The sequence below is a fragment of the Streptomyces sp. NPDC001108 genome (genome assembly GCF_053598535.1).
In genome coordinates, this window is the sequence record NZ_JBSFKL010000007.1 from 222,388 (window position 1) to 236,221 (window position 13,834).

At 73.5% G+C, this 13,834-nt stretch carries 13 protein-coding genes and 1 tRNA gene; 8 read left to right on the top strand and 6 right to left on the bottom strand.

Features of this window, described 5'->3' with window-relative positions; all coding sequences use genetic code 11:
- Positions 1–6 precede the first annotated feature (6 nt).
- A complete protein-coding gene (gene corA / locus ACWC97_RS18265; protein ID WP_352280631.1) occupies positions 7–1,002 on the top strand; it encodes a magnesium/cobalt transporter CorA in 996 nt (331 codons plus the stop codon).
- 15 nt (positions 1,003–1,017) lie between these two features.
- Here the strand turns inward: corA and ACWC97_RS18270 are convergent, their stop codons facing one another.
- Together ACWC97_RS18270 and ACWC97_RS18275 are read right to left on the bottom strand one after the other, a co-directional pair.
- Entirely contained in the window at positions 1,018–1,806 is a 789-nt protein-coding gene (locus ACWC97_RS18270; RefSeq protein WP_352280645.1) for a ferritin-like domain-containing protein, read from the bottom strand.
- A gap of 168 nt (positions 1,807–1,974) precedes the next feature.
- Positions 1,975–3,024, bottom strand: coding sequence for an LLM class F420-dependent oxidoreductase (locus tag ACWC97_RS18275; RefSeq protein WP_450650253.1), 1,050 nt, complete (start codon positions 3,022–3,024; stop codon positions 1,975–1,977).
- 140 nt (positions 3,025–3,164) lie between these two features.
- Here ACWC97_RS18275 and ACWC97_RS18280 point away from each other — a divergent pair, with 140 nt between their 5' ends.
- Together ACWC97_RS18280 and ACWC97_RS18285 are read left to right on the top strand one after the other, a co-directional pair.
- A complete protein-coding gene (locus tag ACWC97_RS18280; RefSeq protein ID WP_352280635.1) occupies positions 3,165–4,148 on the top strand; it encodes an aldo/keto reductase in 984 nt (327 codons plus the stop codon).
- A complete protein-coding gene (locus tag ACWC97_RS18285) occupies positions 4,145–6,349 on the top strand; it encodes a helix-hairpin-helix domain-containing protein (protein WP_450650256.1) in 2,205 nt (734 codons plus the stop codon). The genes ACWC97_RS18280 and ACWC97_RS18285 overlap by 4 nt, the downstream gene beginning before the upstream one ends.
- Before the next feature lie 100 nt (positions 6,350–6,449).
- Here the strand turns inward: ACWC97_RS18285 and ACWC97_RS18290 are convergent, their stop codons facing one another.
- Positions 6,450–7,103, bottom strand: a complete 654-nt coding sequence (locus ACWC97_RS18290) for a hypothetical protein (RefSeq protein ID WP_352280639.1) — start codon at positions 7,101–7,103, stop codon at positions 6,450–6,452.
- Between the two features lie 47 nt (positions 7,104–7,150).
- Here ACWC97_RS18290 and ACWC97_RS18295 point away from each other — a divergent pair, with 47 nt between their 5' ends.
- Positions 7,151–7,339, top strand: coding sequence for a DUF5703 family protein (locus ACWC97_RS18295; protein WP_352280641.1), 189 nt, complete (start codon positions 7,151–7,153; stop codon positions 7,337–7,339).
- Between the two features lie 69 nt (positions 7,340–7,408).
- Here the strand turns inward: ACWC97_RS18295 and ACWC97_RS18300 are convergent, their stop codons facing one another.
- The 3 genes from ACWC97_RS18300 to ACWC97_RS18310 all read right to left on the bottom strand — a co-directional run bounded on the left by ACWC97_RS18300 (position 7,409) and on the right by ACWC97_RS18310 (position 10,013).
- Positions 7,409–8,152, bottom strand: a complete 744-nt coding sequence (locus ACWC97_RS18300; RefSeq protein WP_450650258.1) for a chaplin — start codon at positions 8,150–8,152, stop codon at positions 7,409–7,411.
- A gap of 137 nt (positions 8,153–8,289) precedes the next feature.
- Positions 8,290–8,523 (bottom strand): chaplin ChpH, encoded by a 234-nt coding sequence (gene chpH / locus ACWC97_RS18305; protein ID WP_450650260.1) that lies wholly within the window; start codon positions 8,521–8,523, stop codon positions 8,290–8,292.
- Between the two features lie 164 nt (positions 8,524–8,687).
- The gene (locus ACWC97_RS18310; RefSeq protein WP_352279187.1) at positions 8,688–10,013 is read right to left on the bottom strand and encodes a M20/M25/M40 family metallo-hydrolase; all 1,326 of its coding nucleotides are present in this window, start codon (positions 10,011–10,013) and stop codon (positions 8,688–8,690) included.
- A gap of 184 nt (positions 10,014–10,197) precedes the next feature.
- Between ACWC97_RS18310 and ACWC97_RS18315 the strand changes: the two genes are divergently transcribed.
- The 4 genes from ACWC97_RS18315 (at position 10,198) to ACWC97_RS18330 (ending at position 13,832) form a co-directional block, all read left to right on the top strand.
- Positions 10,198–10,285, top strand: a tRNA-Leu gene (locus tag ACWC97_RS18315).
- Between the two features lie 130 nt (positions 10,286–10,415).
- Positions 10,416–11,501: a hypothetical protein gene (locus ACWC97_RS18320; RefSeq protein WP_450650262.1), complete on the top strand. Its 1,086-nt coding sequence runs from the start codon at positions 10,416–10,418 to the stop codon at positions 11,499–11,501.
- Complete coding sequence (locus tag ACWC97_RS18325; RefSeq protein ID WP_450650264.1) at positions 11,498–12,691, top strand: hypothetical protein; 1,194 nt, start codon at positions 11,498–11,500, stop codon at positions 12,689–12,691. Before ACWC97_RS18320 ends, ACWC97_RS18325 begins: the two co-directional genes overlap by 4 nt.
- 205 nt (positions 12,692–12,896) lie before the next feature.
- On the top strand, positions 12,897–13,832 hold the full coding sequence (locus ACWC97_RS18330) for an RluA family pseudouridine synthase (protein WP_385210569.1): 936 nt from the start codon (positions 12,897–12,899) through the stop codon (positions 13,830–13,832).
- Positions 13,833–13,834 lie beyond the last annotated feature (2 nt).

Below are 13,834 nucleotides of genomic sequence, written 5' to 3' on the forward strand. Positions count from 1 at the left end.
GGAAGAATGCCCGCCGTGATCGTGGACAGTGCCATCTACCGGGACGGGCGCCGCACCGACGGCCCCGCCGATCTCTCCGAGGCCCTCGCGGAGGCGCGGGCCACCGGGGACGCCTTCCTCTGGATCGGGCTGCACGAGCCGACGGAGAAGGAGTTCTCCCTGGTGAGCAGGGCGTTCAAGCTGCACCCGCTGGCGGTCGAGGACGCCCTGGGCGCGCACCAGCGCCCCAAACTGGAGGTGTACGACGACTCCCTGTTCGCCGTCATCAAGCCGGTGGTGTACCAGCAGTCGGACGACACGGTCTCCGCCGACGAGCTGATGGCCTTCGTGGGCGATTCGTTCGTCGTGACCGTCCGGCACGGGGAGGGGGCGCCGCTGGCCGCGGTACGGCGGCGGCTGGAGTCGGAGCCGGAGGTGCTCAAGCACGGGCCGACCTCGGTGCTGTACGCGATCAGCGACGCCGTCGTCGACCACTACATCGAGGTGGCCGGTGAGCTCCAGACCGACCTGGAGGAGCTGGAGACCGAGGTGTTCGCGCCGACCGGCTCCCGGGACACCAAGGGCACCGCGTCCCGGATCTACACCTTCAAGCGGCAGCTCCTGGAGTTCCGCCGGGCGGCCGGGCCGCTGAGCGAGCCGATGTCCAGGCTGGCGAACGCGCAGGTGCCGTTCGTCCCCGCGCATTCGCAGCCGTTCTTCCGTGACGTCGGCGACCACCTGACCCGTGCCACCGAGTACGTGGAGGGGCTGGACCGGCTGCTCTCCGACATCCTCTCGGCCCATCTGGCCCAGGTGGGGGTGCGGCAGAACGACGACATGCGCAAGATCTCGGCCTGGGCGGCGATGGCCGCCGTGCCGACGATGGTGGCGGGGATCTACGGCATGAACTTCGACCACATGCCGGAGCTGAAGTGGGTGTGGGCCTATCCGGCGGTGATCGCGCTGATGGCCGTGGTGGTGTTCGGGCTGTACCGGCAGTTCAAGCGGCGCGGCTGGCTCTGAGGGCGCGGGGCGGGGTCAGGCGGGCTCGGGGCCGGGCGTCGCGGGCCCGCCCAGCGCGTCGCGCCGCTCGGGCTGCGCCAGGCTCACCATCCGCCGCCACCCGGCGAACCGCTCGTAGGCGTAGAGCGCGTGGATCCCGGCGGCCAGCACCGCGGCCCTGGTCCGGGACCAGCCCAGGATGCGGCCCATGTGGTCCATCACGGCGAGGCTGACGTCTCGGTAGACGCGGATCTCGGCGAGTGCGCAGGCACGCAGGGTGCGCTGGATGGTGCGGCCGTGTCCGGCCCGGGCGAAGCGGAGCAGTTCCTCGTGGCAGTAGGCCAGGTGGTTGTCCTCGTCGTCCGAGATCATCCGTACGGCACGGCCGATGTCGGGGTGGTCGGCGAAGTGCTTGCGGAGCAGGGCCATCTGCTCGGAGGCGCGCTGCTCGGTGACCCGGCTGTGGGCCAGGTAGGTGATGATGTCGTGCTCGGTGAGCCGTTCCTCCTCGCGCAGCCGCTCGTGGGCGAGGCCGATGCCGTGCTTCTCCAGCAGCATCGTGTAGTCGGTCTCGTGCGGGACCGCCACGGGCCGCAGCCCGCGCTTGCGCAGCAGCGCGTGGAAGATCCTGCCGTGCTTGTCCTCGTCGGCGCCGTGCCGGGCGATCCTGGGGGCCAGGGCGCGCTGGCTCTCCGGTGCCAGGGCGGCGATCCGGCCGTTCTCCCAGCCGCCCTGCGACTCCCCGCCGGCCGCGATGGAACAGAACAGCCGGAACGACTCGTCGTCGTCGAGGATCTCCTGGAACAGGTTCTTCGCCGAGAGCATCACTGCCACCTCCGTGCCGCTTCCTCCGGACGACAGTCAAGTGCGGCATCCCGGCACGGGCAACAGGAACGGCCCCGGGCCGGGGCGTCCGGCACACGGGTACGGGAGGGGCCCCGGTTCCGTCCGGCCGGTCGGGTCCGGGGCGGGCCCGACCGGCCGGCACCGGGATCAGGCGAGTCCGGCCCGCTCCAGGGCGTCCGTCCCGGCCCGCAGCGCGGTGAGCCGTTCCTCCAGGGTGAACCCGGCCGGGGCGAGGGTCAGCGTGGTGACGCCGGCGTCGGCGTAGGCCTGCATCCGGTCGGCGATCCGCTCGACGGGGCCGAGCAGCGAGGTCTGGTCGACCAGCTGCCTCGGCACCGCGGCGGCGGCGCCGTTCTTGTCGCCGGACAGGTACTTGTCCTGGATCTCGGCGGCTTCCTTCTCGTAGCCCATGCGCTGCGCGAGCTGGTTGTAGAAGTTCTGCTTGCGGCTGCCCATGCCGCCCACGTACAGGGCGGTGTACGGGCGGAAGATGTCCGCGAGGGCGTCCGGGTCGTCGCCGACGGCGAGCGGCAGCGTCGGGCAGACGTCGAAGCCGTCCATGGTCAGGCCCGCCTTCTCGCGGCCCGCCCGCAGCGGCTTCATCGCGGTCTCCTCCAGGTGCTCGGCGGAGGGGAAGACCAGCAGCGCCCCGTCGGCGATCTCGCCGGTCTGCTCCAGGTTCTTCGGGCCGATCGCGGCGATGTAGAGCGGGATGTGCTCGCGCTGCGGGTGGACGGTCAGCTTGATGGGCTTGCCCGGTCCGCCCGGGAGCGGCAGCGTCCAGTGCTCCCCCTCGTAGGAGAGGCGCTCGCGGGACATGGCCCGGCGGACGATCTCGACGTACTCGCGGGTGCGGGCGAGCGGCTTGTCGAACTTGACGCCGTACCAGCCCTCGGAGACCTGCGGCCCCGAGACGCCGAGGCCGAGCCGGAACCGGCCGCCGGAGAGCGAGTCGAGGGTGGCCGCGGTCATCGCGGTCATGGCGGGCTGACGGGCCGGGATCTGCATGATCGCGGAGCCGACGTCGATGGACTCGGTCCGGGCGGCGACCCAGGAGAGGACCGTCGGCGCGTCGGAGCCGTACGCCTCGGCCGCCCAGCAGACGTCGTAGCCGAGCCGGTCGGCCTCCTGGGCGACGGCGAGGTTGTCGCCGTCCATTCCCGCACCCCAGTAGCCGAGATTGATGCCGAGCCGCATGGCCGCTCCCCTTACCGATCAGTAACGTCCCTGAGTTCCGGACTCTAGCGCGCGGTGGCGCGATCCGGCAGAGGCGGCTTGCCGCCTGGTTGTCCACAGGCCCGGGCCCGGTGGGGTTCCGGCCAGTAATCTCAGCCCCCATGGAGCAGAGGCATCTCGGCCGCACCGGCCTTCGCGTGTCCCGGATCGGGCTCGGCACCCTCACCTGGGGCCGGGACACCGATGACCACGACGCCGCCGAACAGCTGAAGGTCTTCTGGGAAGCGGGCGGCACGCTGGTCGACACCGCCGACGTGTACGGCGGCGGGGAGGCCGAGTACCTGCTGGGTCAGCTCATCGGCGGCCTGGTGCCGAGGAGCGATCTGGTCGTCGCGACGAAGGCCGGCAGCGTGGCCGATCCGTACCGCAGGTTCGACGGCTCGCGCGGCCATCTGCTGGCCGCGCTGGACGCCTCGCTGGAGCGGCTGGGCACGGACCACGTGGACCTGTGGCAGATACACGCCTACGATCCGGCGACCCCGCTGGAGGAGACGCTCCAGGCGGTGGACCTGGCGGTGTCCAGCGGGCGCGCCCGGTACGCCGGGGTGTCGAACTTCTGCGGCTGGCAGCTGGCCAAGGCGGCGACCTGGCAGCTCGCCTCGCCCGGGATGCGTACCCGGATCGCGAGCACCCAGATGGAGTACTCGCTGCTGCAGCGGGGGGTGGAGCGCGAGGTGCTGCCCGCCGCCCTCGACCTCGGCATCGGGCTGCTGCCGTCCTCGCCGCTGGGGCGCGGCGTGCTCACCGGGAAGTACCGCACGGGCACCCCGGCGGACTCCCGGGGCGCCTCGGAGCTGCTGGCCCCGTTCGTCGAGCCGTATCTCGACGATCCGGCGAGGCGGGTCGTGGACGCGGTGGCGACGGCGGCGGACGGTCTGGCCACCACCCCGCTCCAGGTGGCGCTCGCCTGGGTGCGGGACCGTCCCGGAGTGGTGGCCCCGGTCGTCGGCGCGCGCACCGCGCGGCAGCTCGCGGAGGCGCTGTCAGTGGAGGCGCTTAGTCTTCCTGACGAGATCTGCCAGGCGCTCGACGACGTGTCGGCGCCCGTGCACCGCTATCCCGACCAGGACTGGAGCACGCTGTGACTGCGCTTCCCGGGGGAGAGACCCCCGGCTCCCCGGCCGCCGCCGACGACGGCGCCGAGGCCACCCCTTCCGCCGACGTGCCCGCCCCGTCCGCCGGCGAAGCGGCCGTGGACGACGGGTCGCCGACGTCCGACGACGCGGCCACGGAGACGGACGCGGGTACGGAGGACGGGGCCGCGGCGCCCTCCGAGGCGGAGGCCGAGCTGGCCGCCCAGCGCGAGTTGCGGGAGCGGATCGAGCAGCGCAAGGCGGAGAAGGCGGGGCCGATCGCCGCCGGGGCGAAGCTGAGCGGCACGGCGGCCGACCTGATGGCGGCCGTGCGCGCGGTGGAGAGCGGCGAGCGGTCCGCCGGTGCGTTCTTCGACGCCCCCGCCGCCGCTCCGCGCCGCACCGCGCCCGAGCCCGCTCCGGCACCTCCCCGCGTCCCGGCACCGCCGGTGGCCCCGCGCGGCGCCCCGCCGGAAGCGGTCGCCGCCACCGCCACCGTGCTGGCCGAGGGCGGGGCTCCGGCGGCGCTGGCCGAAGCCGTGGCCGAGACGCTCGGGGCCCAGGCGCCCGACGCCCTGCGCGCGGACCCCTGGCAGCTGCTGGCCGTGCCGGGGGTCGGGCCCGAGCAGGCGGACGGCTTCGCGCGGGCCCTGCTCGGCGCCGGCTGCGGACCGGACGACGAACGGCGCACGGCCGCCCTGGTGGTCTGGATGCTGGAGCGGGCCGCCCTGCGCGGCCACACGGTGCTGGACGCGTCGGAGGTGCGGGCGGCGCTCGCCGGGCGTTCGGTGTCCGACCCCGGGGCCGCCGTCCAGCACGCCGTCGCCGAGGGCGTCGTCCTGGCGTTCCAGGACGGCCGGGACGAGCAGGACGGGCAGGAGGCCCAGGAGCCCTCCGGGCCCGGGGAGGCCGACCCCTCCGCCGAGGAGACCGGGGCGGCCGACGGACCGGTGCGGACGCTGCTCGGCCTCGACCGCTACGCCCTCGCCGAGGAGAGCCTCGCCGAGGGGCTCGCCCGGCTCGTCAGCACCTGCGAGAAGGACGCCGACTGGTCGGAGGCGGTCCCGGCCGGGGCCTCCGGCTCGGCGGCCGAGCTGATCCGCGCCGCCGCGGCCCACGGTCTCGTGGCGCACACCGGGGGCGAGGCCGCCCGGGCGGAGCCCGCCGCCCTGATCACCGCCGCCCGCGGCCTCGGCCTGCGCGCTGTGGGCGCCACCCACGGAACCGACGGCAGACGTCGGCTGGCCGGGGCCACCGACGTCCCGGAGAGCGCCGTCACCCTCGCCGGTCTGCTCGCCGGGACGGAGGGCCCGGGGCGGGACGCGGAGGGCGCGCTCGCCGTCGACCTGCTCGTCGTGCTGGACGCCCCGCAGTTGGACGTCGAGAGCGCGGCGGTCCTCGTCGAGTCGCTGGCCGACGGCACCCGCCTGGTGCTCAGCGGTGATCCCGGGGTGCTGGGTTCGGCCGGGGCGGGGCGGGTGTTCGCCGATGTCCTCGCGGCCCGCGCCTGCCCCCAGGTCGTCTCCCGTACGCCCGACCCCGGGCCGATCGGCGAGCTGGTCTCGGGCATCGGCATCGGCGAGCTGAACCAGGTCGAGGCGCCCGGCAAGGAGGTGGTGATCGTCCCGGTGCGCGACGCGGGCGAGGCGGTCCACCGCACCGTGCAGCTGGTGGCCGACTCGGTGCCGCGCGCCATCGGCGTTCCCTCGGCCGAGACGCAGGTGATCACGGTCGGCCACGGCGGATCGGCGGGCACCCGGGCGCTGAACGCCGCCCTGAAGCAGCGGCTCAACCCGGGACCGGGCCGGTTCGGCGGCTTCGACCCGGGCGACCGTGTCGTCCACGTCCCGGCGCCCGGCCGGATCGTGGGCGCGGTGGTCGTCTCGGCCGACGCCGAGGGGCTGCGGCTGGACTGCGCGGGCACCCCGGTCGTCGTCCCGCAGGAACAAGTGGCGTCCCGGGTCCGCCACGGCTGGGCCCTCACCGCCCACCAGGCGACCGGTACGCGCTGGCCCGCGGTGGTCGTCGTCCTCCCCGGCGACGCGGCGCAGGGGCTGAGCCGCTCCTGGGTGTACACCGCCTTCGGCCGGGGCGAGCGGCATCTGTCGGTGGTCCACGGAGTGGACCGGGCCCTTCCGCGCGCGGTCGCCGAGCCGCCGGCCCAGGACCGCACGACCAGGCTGCGCACCCTGCTGGAAGCCCCGGCCCGCTGAGCGGCGCCGGGGCGCCGTCGGTACGGCCGGACTCGGTGCCCCGGGCCCGGCCGTACCGACGACCCCGTACCGACGGAGCCGTACGGACCCGACGGACGGGTCAGACCCGGGTCGGGCGGGCCTGTTCCCCGTCCGGTTCGTCGTCGTCCTCGTCGAAGACGGCGCTGACGTCGAAGCGGCAGACGACCAGTTGCGGGTCGGCGTCGTCGAAGGGCGCGCCGAGCCACTCCCCCGCCTCGGGCAGTTCCTCGGCGGCCGTGACCCAGAGCGTGGAATCGCCTTCCTCCAGGCCGAATTCCGTGTGCCGGGAGGCGATCTCGTCCGGTTCGTACTCCCCGAAGAGCACCCCGAGCGCCGCGTGGACGCTGGAGCCGACCACCGCGGCGGTCCCCCCGCCGTCCCGGTCGGCATCGGCGATCCGCTGCGCCTGTGCGAGCAGCCTCGGCGGCTCCACCACCGCGTAGTCGCGCCGGATCATCACGCTGAGAGCGTTCGGCTCCTCGGGACCGGTGTACGGCGGCAGCGAATCGTCCGCACCCGGGATCTCGAAGGGGGTGACTTCGTCGTAGCGGTCGTAGAGCAGTTCGTCGTAGAACTCGGCGGCAGCGGCCAGTGCGTTGAACGCGTCGTAGACGGCCGCGTCGTCGTCGCCGGTCCGGCGTTCGACGGCCGCGAGGTGGTGGTCGAGCGCGGCTTTGACCGCCTCGGCGGCGGCGCGTACCTCGGCAGCCGTGGGCTGCGCAGCATCAGACATAGTGCAGACGCTATCCGTACACGGGCTCTGCCCGCACAATAGATGCGATGCCGGAATACGAATTTGTCGATGTGTACGTGCCACGCGGGGTCTCCCGGAAGGAGACGGCCCGCCTGTTGACCGACCACGCCGAGTACGGTCACTGGGAGTTGGACCGGCTGACGCTGCGTCGCGACGGCAGCCGCAGAGCGCGGCTCCGTCGCAGGATCATCCGCCAGATCCGGGCCACCTGGTGAGTCGGGGCGGGTCCGCGGCCGCGGACCCGCCCCTTTCCTTCGTACCGGCGTCGCCGCCGGACTCCCGGCCTAGGCGGAGAGCCTCGCGCGGCGGTAGAGCACCGCGCCGGCGCCCGCGAGCAGCAGTCCCGCGCTCGCCGGGACCAACAGGTCGAGCCCGCCCGCCCCGGTGTGGGCGAGCTGCGGCGCGGTCGGCTTCCCGGGCACCTCGGGCACCGGCGGCTTCTCCGGTACCGGCGGCTTGTGCTCGGTGACCGGGGTGACCGGCGGGTGGACCGGCGGTGCGACCGGCGGCGGGACGACCTCCGAGACGTTCCGGCAGTCGTTGCCGAAGGTGGGGTTGAGCAGACCGACGACGTCGACGCTGTTCCCGCAGACGTTCACGGGGACGTCGATGGGCGCGGAGATGGTGTTGCCGGACAGCACGCCCGGCGATCCCCCCGTGACGGCCTGGGCCGTCGAACCGCCGCCGCCGAGCGGAGCGCGGTGCTTGCCGCTCCCCGGCCGGCTCGCCTGGCTCAGGTCGCCGTCGACCTGGCTGCCGGAGGCGTGCTTGCCGTGGGAGTCCTGCGAACCGTTTCCGCAGGTGTTGCCGAACGCCGGGTTGAGCAGCGCCACGACGTCCACGGAGTTGCCGCAGACGTTGACCGGTACATGGACCGGGATCTGTACCGAATTCCCTGACAGCACCCCCGGGGAATTCGTCGCTTCGCCGGACGCTCCCGCGTCGGCGTGCGCGTAGCCGCCGCTCAGCGCGAGTACGCCGCCTGCGGCCGCCACGGTGATCAGGCCTTTACGCGTGACCTGTCGCATAGGTGTTTCCTGCCTTCTAGCCTTCCGGAATACCCCCGGACTCGATCGTGCGGGGGCGGAGCACCAGCGACCCCGGAGCGCAGGGAATGCACTCCGGGGCCGAACTGGCTCAAACCCTTACGGGTTGACGCACAACGTCAGGCGTTGACGCAGGTGTTGCCGAAGGCGGGGTTCAGCAGCCCGATCACGTTGATCGTGTTGCCACACACGTTCACCGGGACGTGCACGGGCACCTGGATGACGTTGCCGGAGACGACGCCGGGGCTGCCGAAAGCGCCACCCTCGGCGCCGGAGTCCGCGACAGCCATGCCCGCGCCCGCGAGCACGAGACCACCAGTGACAGCCGCAGCAGCGACGACCTTCTTGATCATGTTTCCTCCTAGTTTGGCAGTGCGGTCCCAGCCGCGGACCGCACCACCTGTAACGAGGAGGAAGTAATGGGGCTACGAGCACGCGGCCCCTTTCACCCGTTCCGGTCAGATCCGTACACGCTGACGATTGCGAGTGGGCAAAGTCGGCGTGATCAGGCAGGACGTCAGCTGTTGTCGATGAAGCGGTCGAGCACCCGCACACCGAACTGCAGACCGTCCACCGGTACGCGCTCGTCCACGCCGTGGAACATGCCAGCGAAGTCCAGCTCCGGCGGCAGCTTCAGCGGGGCGAACCCGAAGCAGCGGATGCCGAGATCGTCGAAGGACTTGGCGTCCGTGCCGCCGGAGAGCATGTACGGCACCGCACGGGCGATCGGGTCCTCGGCCTGCAGCGCGACCTGCATCGCGTCGACGAGCGCGCCGTCGAAGCTCGTCTCCAGGGCCTTGTCGCCGTGCACGTCCTCGCGCTTCACCCGCGGACCGAGGATACGGTCCAGGTCGGCCAGGAACTCGTCCTCGAAGCCGGGCAGGAACCGGCCGTCGACATGGGCGGTGGCCTGGCCGGGGATGACGTTCACCTTGTAGCCGGCGCCGAGCATGGTGGGCGCGGCGGAGTTGCGGAGCGTGGCGCCGACCATCTTGGCGATGCCGCCCAGCTTGGCGAGGGTCGTCTCCATGTCCTCCGGGTCGAGCGGGGTGCCGAGCGCGTCGGACAGCTCGTCCAGGAAGGACCGCACGGTCTTGGTCACCCGGACCGGCCACTGGTGCCGGCCGAGCCGGCCGACCGCCTCGCAGAGCTCGGTGATCGCGTTGTCGTCGTTGGTCATCGAACCGTGCCCGGCGGTGCCGTCCACGGTCAGCCGCATCCAGTGCATGCCCTTCTGCGCCGTCTCGACGAGGTAGAGCCGCAGCTTCTCGTTGACCGTGAAGGAGAAACCGCCGACCTCGCCGATCGCCTCCGTGACGCCCTCGAAGAGGCCGGGGTGCTTGTCGACGAGGTAGCGGGCGCCGTACGTGCCACCCGCCTCCTCGTCGGCGAGGAAGGCCAGCACGATGTCGCGCGGGGGCTTGCGGCCGCTGCGCATCCGGTCGCGGACGACCGCGAGGGTCATCGCGTCCATGTCCTTCATGTCGACCGCGCCCCGGCCCCACACGCAGCCGTCCGCGACCTCGCCCGAGAACGGGTGGTGCGTCCAGTCGTGGGCATTGGCCGGGACCACGTCGGTGTGGCCGTGGATCAGCAGCGCGGGCCGGGACGGGTCCTCGCCCTCGATCCGCGCCACGGTCGAGGCACGACCCTTGTGGGACTCGAAGATCTGGGGTTCCAGTCCGACCTCGGCGAGCTTCTCCGCGACGTACTCGGCCGCGCGCCGCTCCCCCGGTCCCGAGTGGTCCCCGTAGTTGCTGGTGTCGATCCGGATCAGCTCACGACAGAGGTCCACGACCTCGTCCTCGCCGGAGCCGGCCCGAGCCGTGTTGGTCTCGCTCACGCTGCTTCCTTCCACCGTCGCTGTGGTGCTCCCCCTCATCCTCCCGCGCCGCTCCCGGACACCCAAGGGCACCCACCCCTCGTCATCCGCCCTTCACGCAGTCCGGGGCGTGATCGAGCACCCCCGGATGTTTGCTATTGTTTTCCACGTCGGAACGGGCAGGAGCCCGCGAGACAGACACCTTGTCCGGGTGGCGGAATGGCAGACGCGCTAGCTTGAGGTGCTAGTGCCCTTTATCGGGCGTGGGGGTTCAAGTCCCCCCTCGGACACCAGCAGAAACCCCAGTTGATCTGGGGTTTTTCTGTTTTTTCCGGCCCCGGGGACACCTCGGGCCGTCCGTCCGGTCCGCTCCCGGGGCGCGAGGGGCCACCCCGTACCATCGGCGCTTTACGCGATCTTGGTATGCGACGGGGGCATGCGGTGGACGGCAGGCGCAGGCGGCGCTGGGTGATATCGGGCGGGGTGGTCCTCGGGGCGGTGGTCGCCTGCGGGGTCGGGCTGTGGGCGACGGACAGTCCGCCGTTCCGGGACAGCTACTACTGGGGGGCGTGGCAGCAGGACAGCGGCCCGGACTTCCTGGGGGACGAGGGGCTCGCCAAGTCCGGATCGGTACGGAGCGCCACCGAGTCCGCCGCGCCCTCGGCCGGCGGCCCTCTCGTCCGTTGCACGGTGACGGTGGGCTCCACCGTCCCGGACGACGACTCCGACGGGCCTCTCACCTTCAAGGAGCAGGTCACCGCCGAGTACGGCCCGGTTCCGTCCGGGGCCAGGGAGCGCCACGACTGGATCGCCCGGTACTTCGGCGGTTCGGGGGCCCGGCTGCCGGACGGGCTCGACGGGCTGGTCGCCCCCGACCGGGCGATGCTGGTCCTGCCCGAGGGGTGCGACGTCGGCGGCAGGCCGTCCGCCGTGACGATCCACAGCGCGAGCACCGGCGACGGGCACCTGGGCAAGGTGGCCATGCCGTTCTCGATCGGCACCCGGTCCGAGGTGGTCCGGATGCTGGTGGACCTGGCCAACACCGGGATGCGGACGGCCGGTTGCGCCCCGGCCGAGCCGCTGCGCACGTCGTCGCCCGTCGTAACGGTCCCGGAGGACGACGAGAGCGCCCAGGACCCGCTGTGCCGGATCCCCGGGGTGCGGGTGAAGCTCGGCAAGGGCTCCGGTTACCGGCAGCAGGTGGGGGTGGTCGACGGCCGGCTCCAGACGTGTTCGGTGGTGTGGCGGGCGCGAGGGGTGCCGGACGAACCGGCGGCGCAGTACGTGATGACGTCCGAGCCACGGCTGGCCGCGCTCTTCGACGGTCTTCCGGAAGGGGCCGGCGAGGGGCTGACCCGCACCGACTGCGCGGGGCGGCGGACGGTGTTCTACGCGCACCCCGGCACCTCGCTGGAGGGGGCGGGCGTGCCCGACGACCGGACGGTGTTCGGCCGGTTCGCCGCGTCGGTGGGCGACCGCATCGGCTGCGGGCCGGGTGAGGACGCGTGAGCGAGGAGAGCGGCATCGGAGAGGACCGGGTGGCGGCGGTGGAGGACCAGGACACGGCGGCCGCGGGGCGGGAGGCGTCCACCGAGGGCGGCCCGGAGCGGGTGCCGGGGTTCCGGCGGCTGCTGCGGCACCGTACGGCGCTGGCCGTCACCGCCGCCGGGCTGGTCGGGGCGCTCCTCGGCGCGGGCGCGGTGGCCTGGCGCACGGACACGCTTCCGCTGGTCGGTCCCGCGCCGTGCTGGGACTCGCTGAGCGGCACCACGCTGTCGGAACTCTTCGGCGACCGCCGGACGGAGGTCGAGGAGCAGGTGCTCCAGGGCGATCCGCTGGGCAGGGGCGGCGCGTACGGGCAGTGCCGGATCACGAGCTACCGGGACGACCGGGCCCGTCGGCAGGTCACGGTGCGGGTGCACCAGCTGGACGGGTTGCGGGGCACCGACGAGGGGGACTGGCCCCGGGAGTTCCTCACGGCGGGCATGGTGCCGCCGGGCGAGGGGCTGCCCGGCCTGGTCTCGCCCTCGCGCGCCTGGCTGGCGCTCCCGCAGAGCTGTGTCGGGCGCCACGAGTTCACCGGGCCCACGGTGGTGGACGTCGCGATGGGCCCGGCCGGGTACGACGGTGCGACCGACTACGACCGGGAGGACCTCGCTGCGCTGACCCGGACCGTGGTGGAGGCCGCCAACGGGGTCGTCCGCGACTTCGGGTGCTCCGGCGCGTACCGGATGCCGGACCCGGTGCCGGGCCCGGTGGCGCGGCAGGACACCCGGGCCGACGCCTTCTGCGGCATCGAGGGGTTCACACTGCCCGCGGCATACCGCAAGGAGCTGCCCCGGACGCGGGTCGGCGGGGACGGTGGACCCGCCCGGGTCTGCGAGGCGGGCGGGTCCTTCGATCCGGCGGTGCGGCTGACGACGGTGACGGACCCGGTGCTGTCCGAGGTCTTCGCCTCGCGGATGCTGAAGGCCGGGCGGACCGTCAAGGGCACCAAGGGGTCCGGGAGCGTGGACGGCTCCCGGGCGGTCTACCGGGCGCGTTGCCAGACCGGGCCGGTGGTCTTCGTGGTGGATCAGCTGGACCGGATCGAGCACGCCTCCGCGGACCTCGCCGGCCGGCTGCTGCCCGGCTACGTGGCCGCCGAGGCCGAGCGGATCGGCTGCGGCCCGGAGCGGGTGGCCGGGCAGGAGGCGTAGGGGCCGCCTCGGAGTGCCGGTGTCCGGTGCGAGCGGTCGCGGGGCGGCTCCGACCGCGCGGCGAGCGCGCCGGACCATCCGGCGGGCGGCGGTTCGCGGGCCGGGGCCACGGTCTTCGCTTCCCGGTCCGGCGTTACGCTGCGGGTTCGGTACGGCGGAGCGAGGAACGGAGAGTCATGGGCGGCGCGGCGGGCGGTGCGGGCCGGTGAGGGGGCGCGGGCGGCCCCCGGCGGCGCCGTTGCCCCAGCGGGCCGGGATCGATCCGGTCCGGCTGCGGCTGCCCGAGGACCCGGACGGCGCGTGGGCGACGGTGCGGGACCATCTGGTGGCGCGGTTCGCGGGGGCGATCGGGGCGGCCCGGGTGGACGCCATGGTCGCCGAGGGCCGGTTCGTGTCGCTGCGGGGCCCGGTCGCGGCCGGTGACCGTTACGAGCCGGGCCGGTACGTCTGGTTCCACCGGGACTTCGCGCCGGAGGAGCCGGTGCCGTTCCCGGTCGGGGTGGTCCACCGCGACGAGCACCTCGTCGTCGCCGACAAGCCGCACTTCCTGGCGACGACCCCGCGCGGCCGGCACATCACCGAGACGGCGGTGGCCCGGCTCCGCCGGGAGCTGGACCTGCCGGAGCTCCAGCCCGCGCACCGGCTGGACCGGCTGACGGCGGGGCTCGTCCTGTTCGTGGTGCGGCCCGGGGAGCGGGGCGCGTACCAGACGATGTTCCGGGACCGCCGGGTGCGCAAGGAGTACGAGGCGGTGGCCCCGTACGATCCGGGGCTGGTGCTGCCGCGCACGGTGCGCAGCAGGATCGTCAAGGAGCGCGGGGTCGTCGCCGCCCGCGAGGAGCCCGGCGAGCCGAACAGCGAGAGCCGGATCGAACTGCTGGAGCACCGGGCGGGCCTCGGCCGCTACCGGCTGCTGCCCGCCACCGGGCGGACCCACCAGCTGCGGGTCCATATGAACGCCCTGGGACTGCCGCTCGTGAACGACCCGGTCTATCCGGTGGTCGAGGCGGAGGGGGCGCCGGACGACTTCTCGCGCCCGCTCCAACTGCTCGCCCGGGTACTGGAGTTCACCGATCCGGTCACGGGCGGGCCGCGCCGCTTCGAGAGCGGCCTGCGGCTTTCCGCGTGGCCGGACCGGTGAAA

What these genes read in the sequence shown, in the direction of transcription:
- corA (WP_352280631.1), top strand. Translation starts at nt 7, where the DNA reads ATGCCCGCCGTGATCGTGGACAGTGCCATCTACCGGGACGGGCGCCGC.
- ACWC97_RS18270 (WP_352280645.1), bottom strand. Translation starts at nt 1,806, where the DNA reads ATGCTCTCGGCGAAGAACCTGTTCCAGGAGATCCTCGACGACGACGAG.
- ACWC97_RS18275 (WP_450650253.1), bottom strand. Translation starts at nt 3,024, where the DNA reads ATGCGGCTCGGCATCAATCTCGGCTACTGGGGTGCGGGAATGGACGGC.
- ACWC97_RS18280 (WP_352280635.1), top strand. Translation starts at nt 3,165, where the DNA reads ATGGAGCAGAGGCATCTCGGCCGCACCGGCCTTCGCGTGTCCCGGATC.
- ACWC97_RS18290 (WP_352280639.1), bottom strand. Translation starts at nt 7,103, where the DNA reads ATGTCTGATGCTGCGCAGCCCACGGCTGCCGAGGTACGCGCCGCCGCC.
- ACWC97_RS18295 (WP_352280641.1), top strand. Translation starts at nt 7,151, where the DNA reads ATGCCGGAATACGAATTTGTCGATGTGTACGTGCCACGCGGGGTCTCC.
- ACWC97_RS18300 (WP_450650258.1), bottom strand. Translation starts at nt 8,152, where the DNA reads ATGCGACAGGTCACGCGTAAAGGCCTGATCACCGTGGCGGCCGCAGGC.
- chpH (WP_450650260.1), bottom strand. Translation starts at nt 8,523, where the DNA reads ATGATCAAGAAGGTCGTCGCTGCTGCGGCTGTCACTGGTGGTCTCGTG.
- ACWC97_RS18320 (WP_450650262.1), top strand. Translation starts at nt 10,416, where the DNA reads ATGCGACGGGGGCATGCGGTGGACGGCAGGCGCAGGCGGCGCTGGGTG.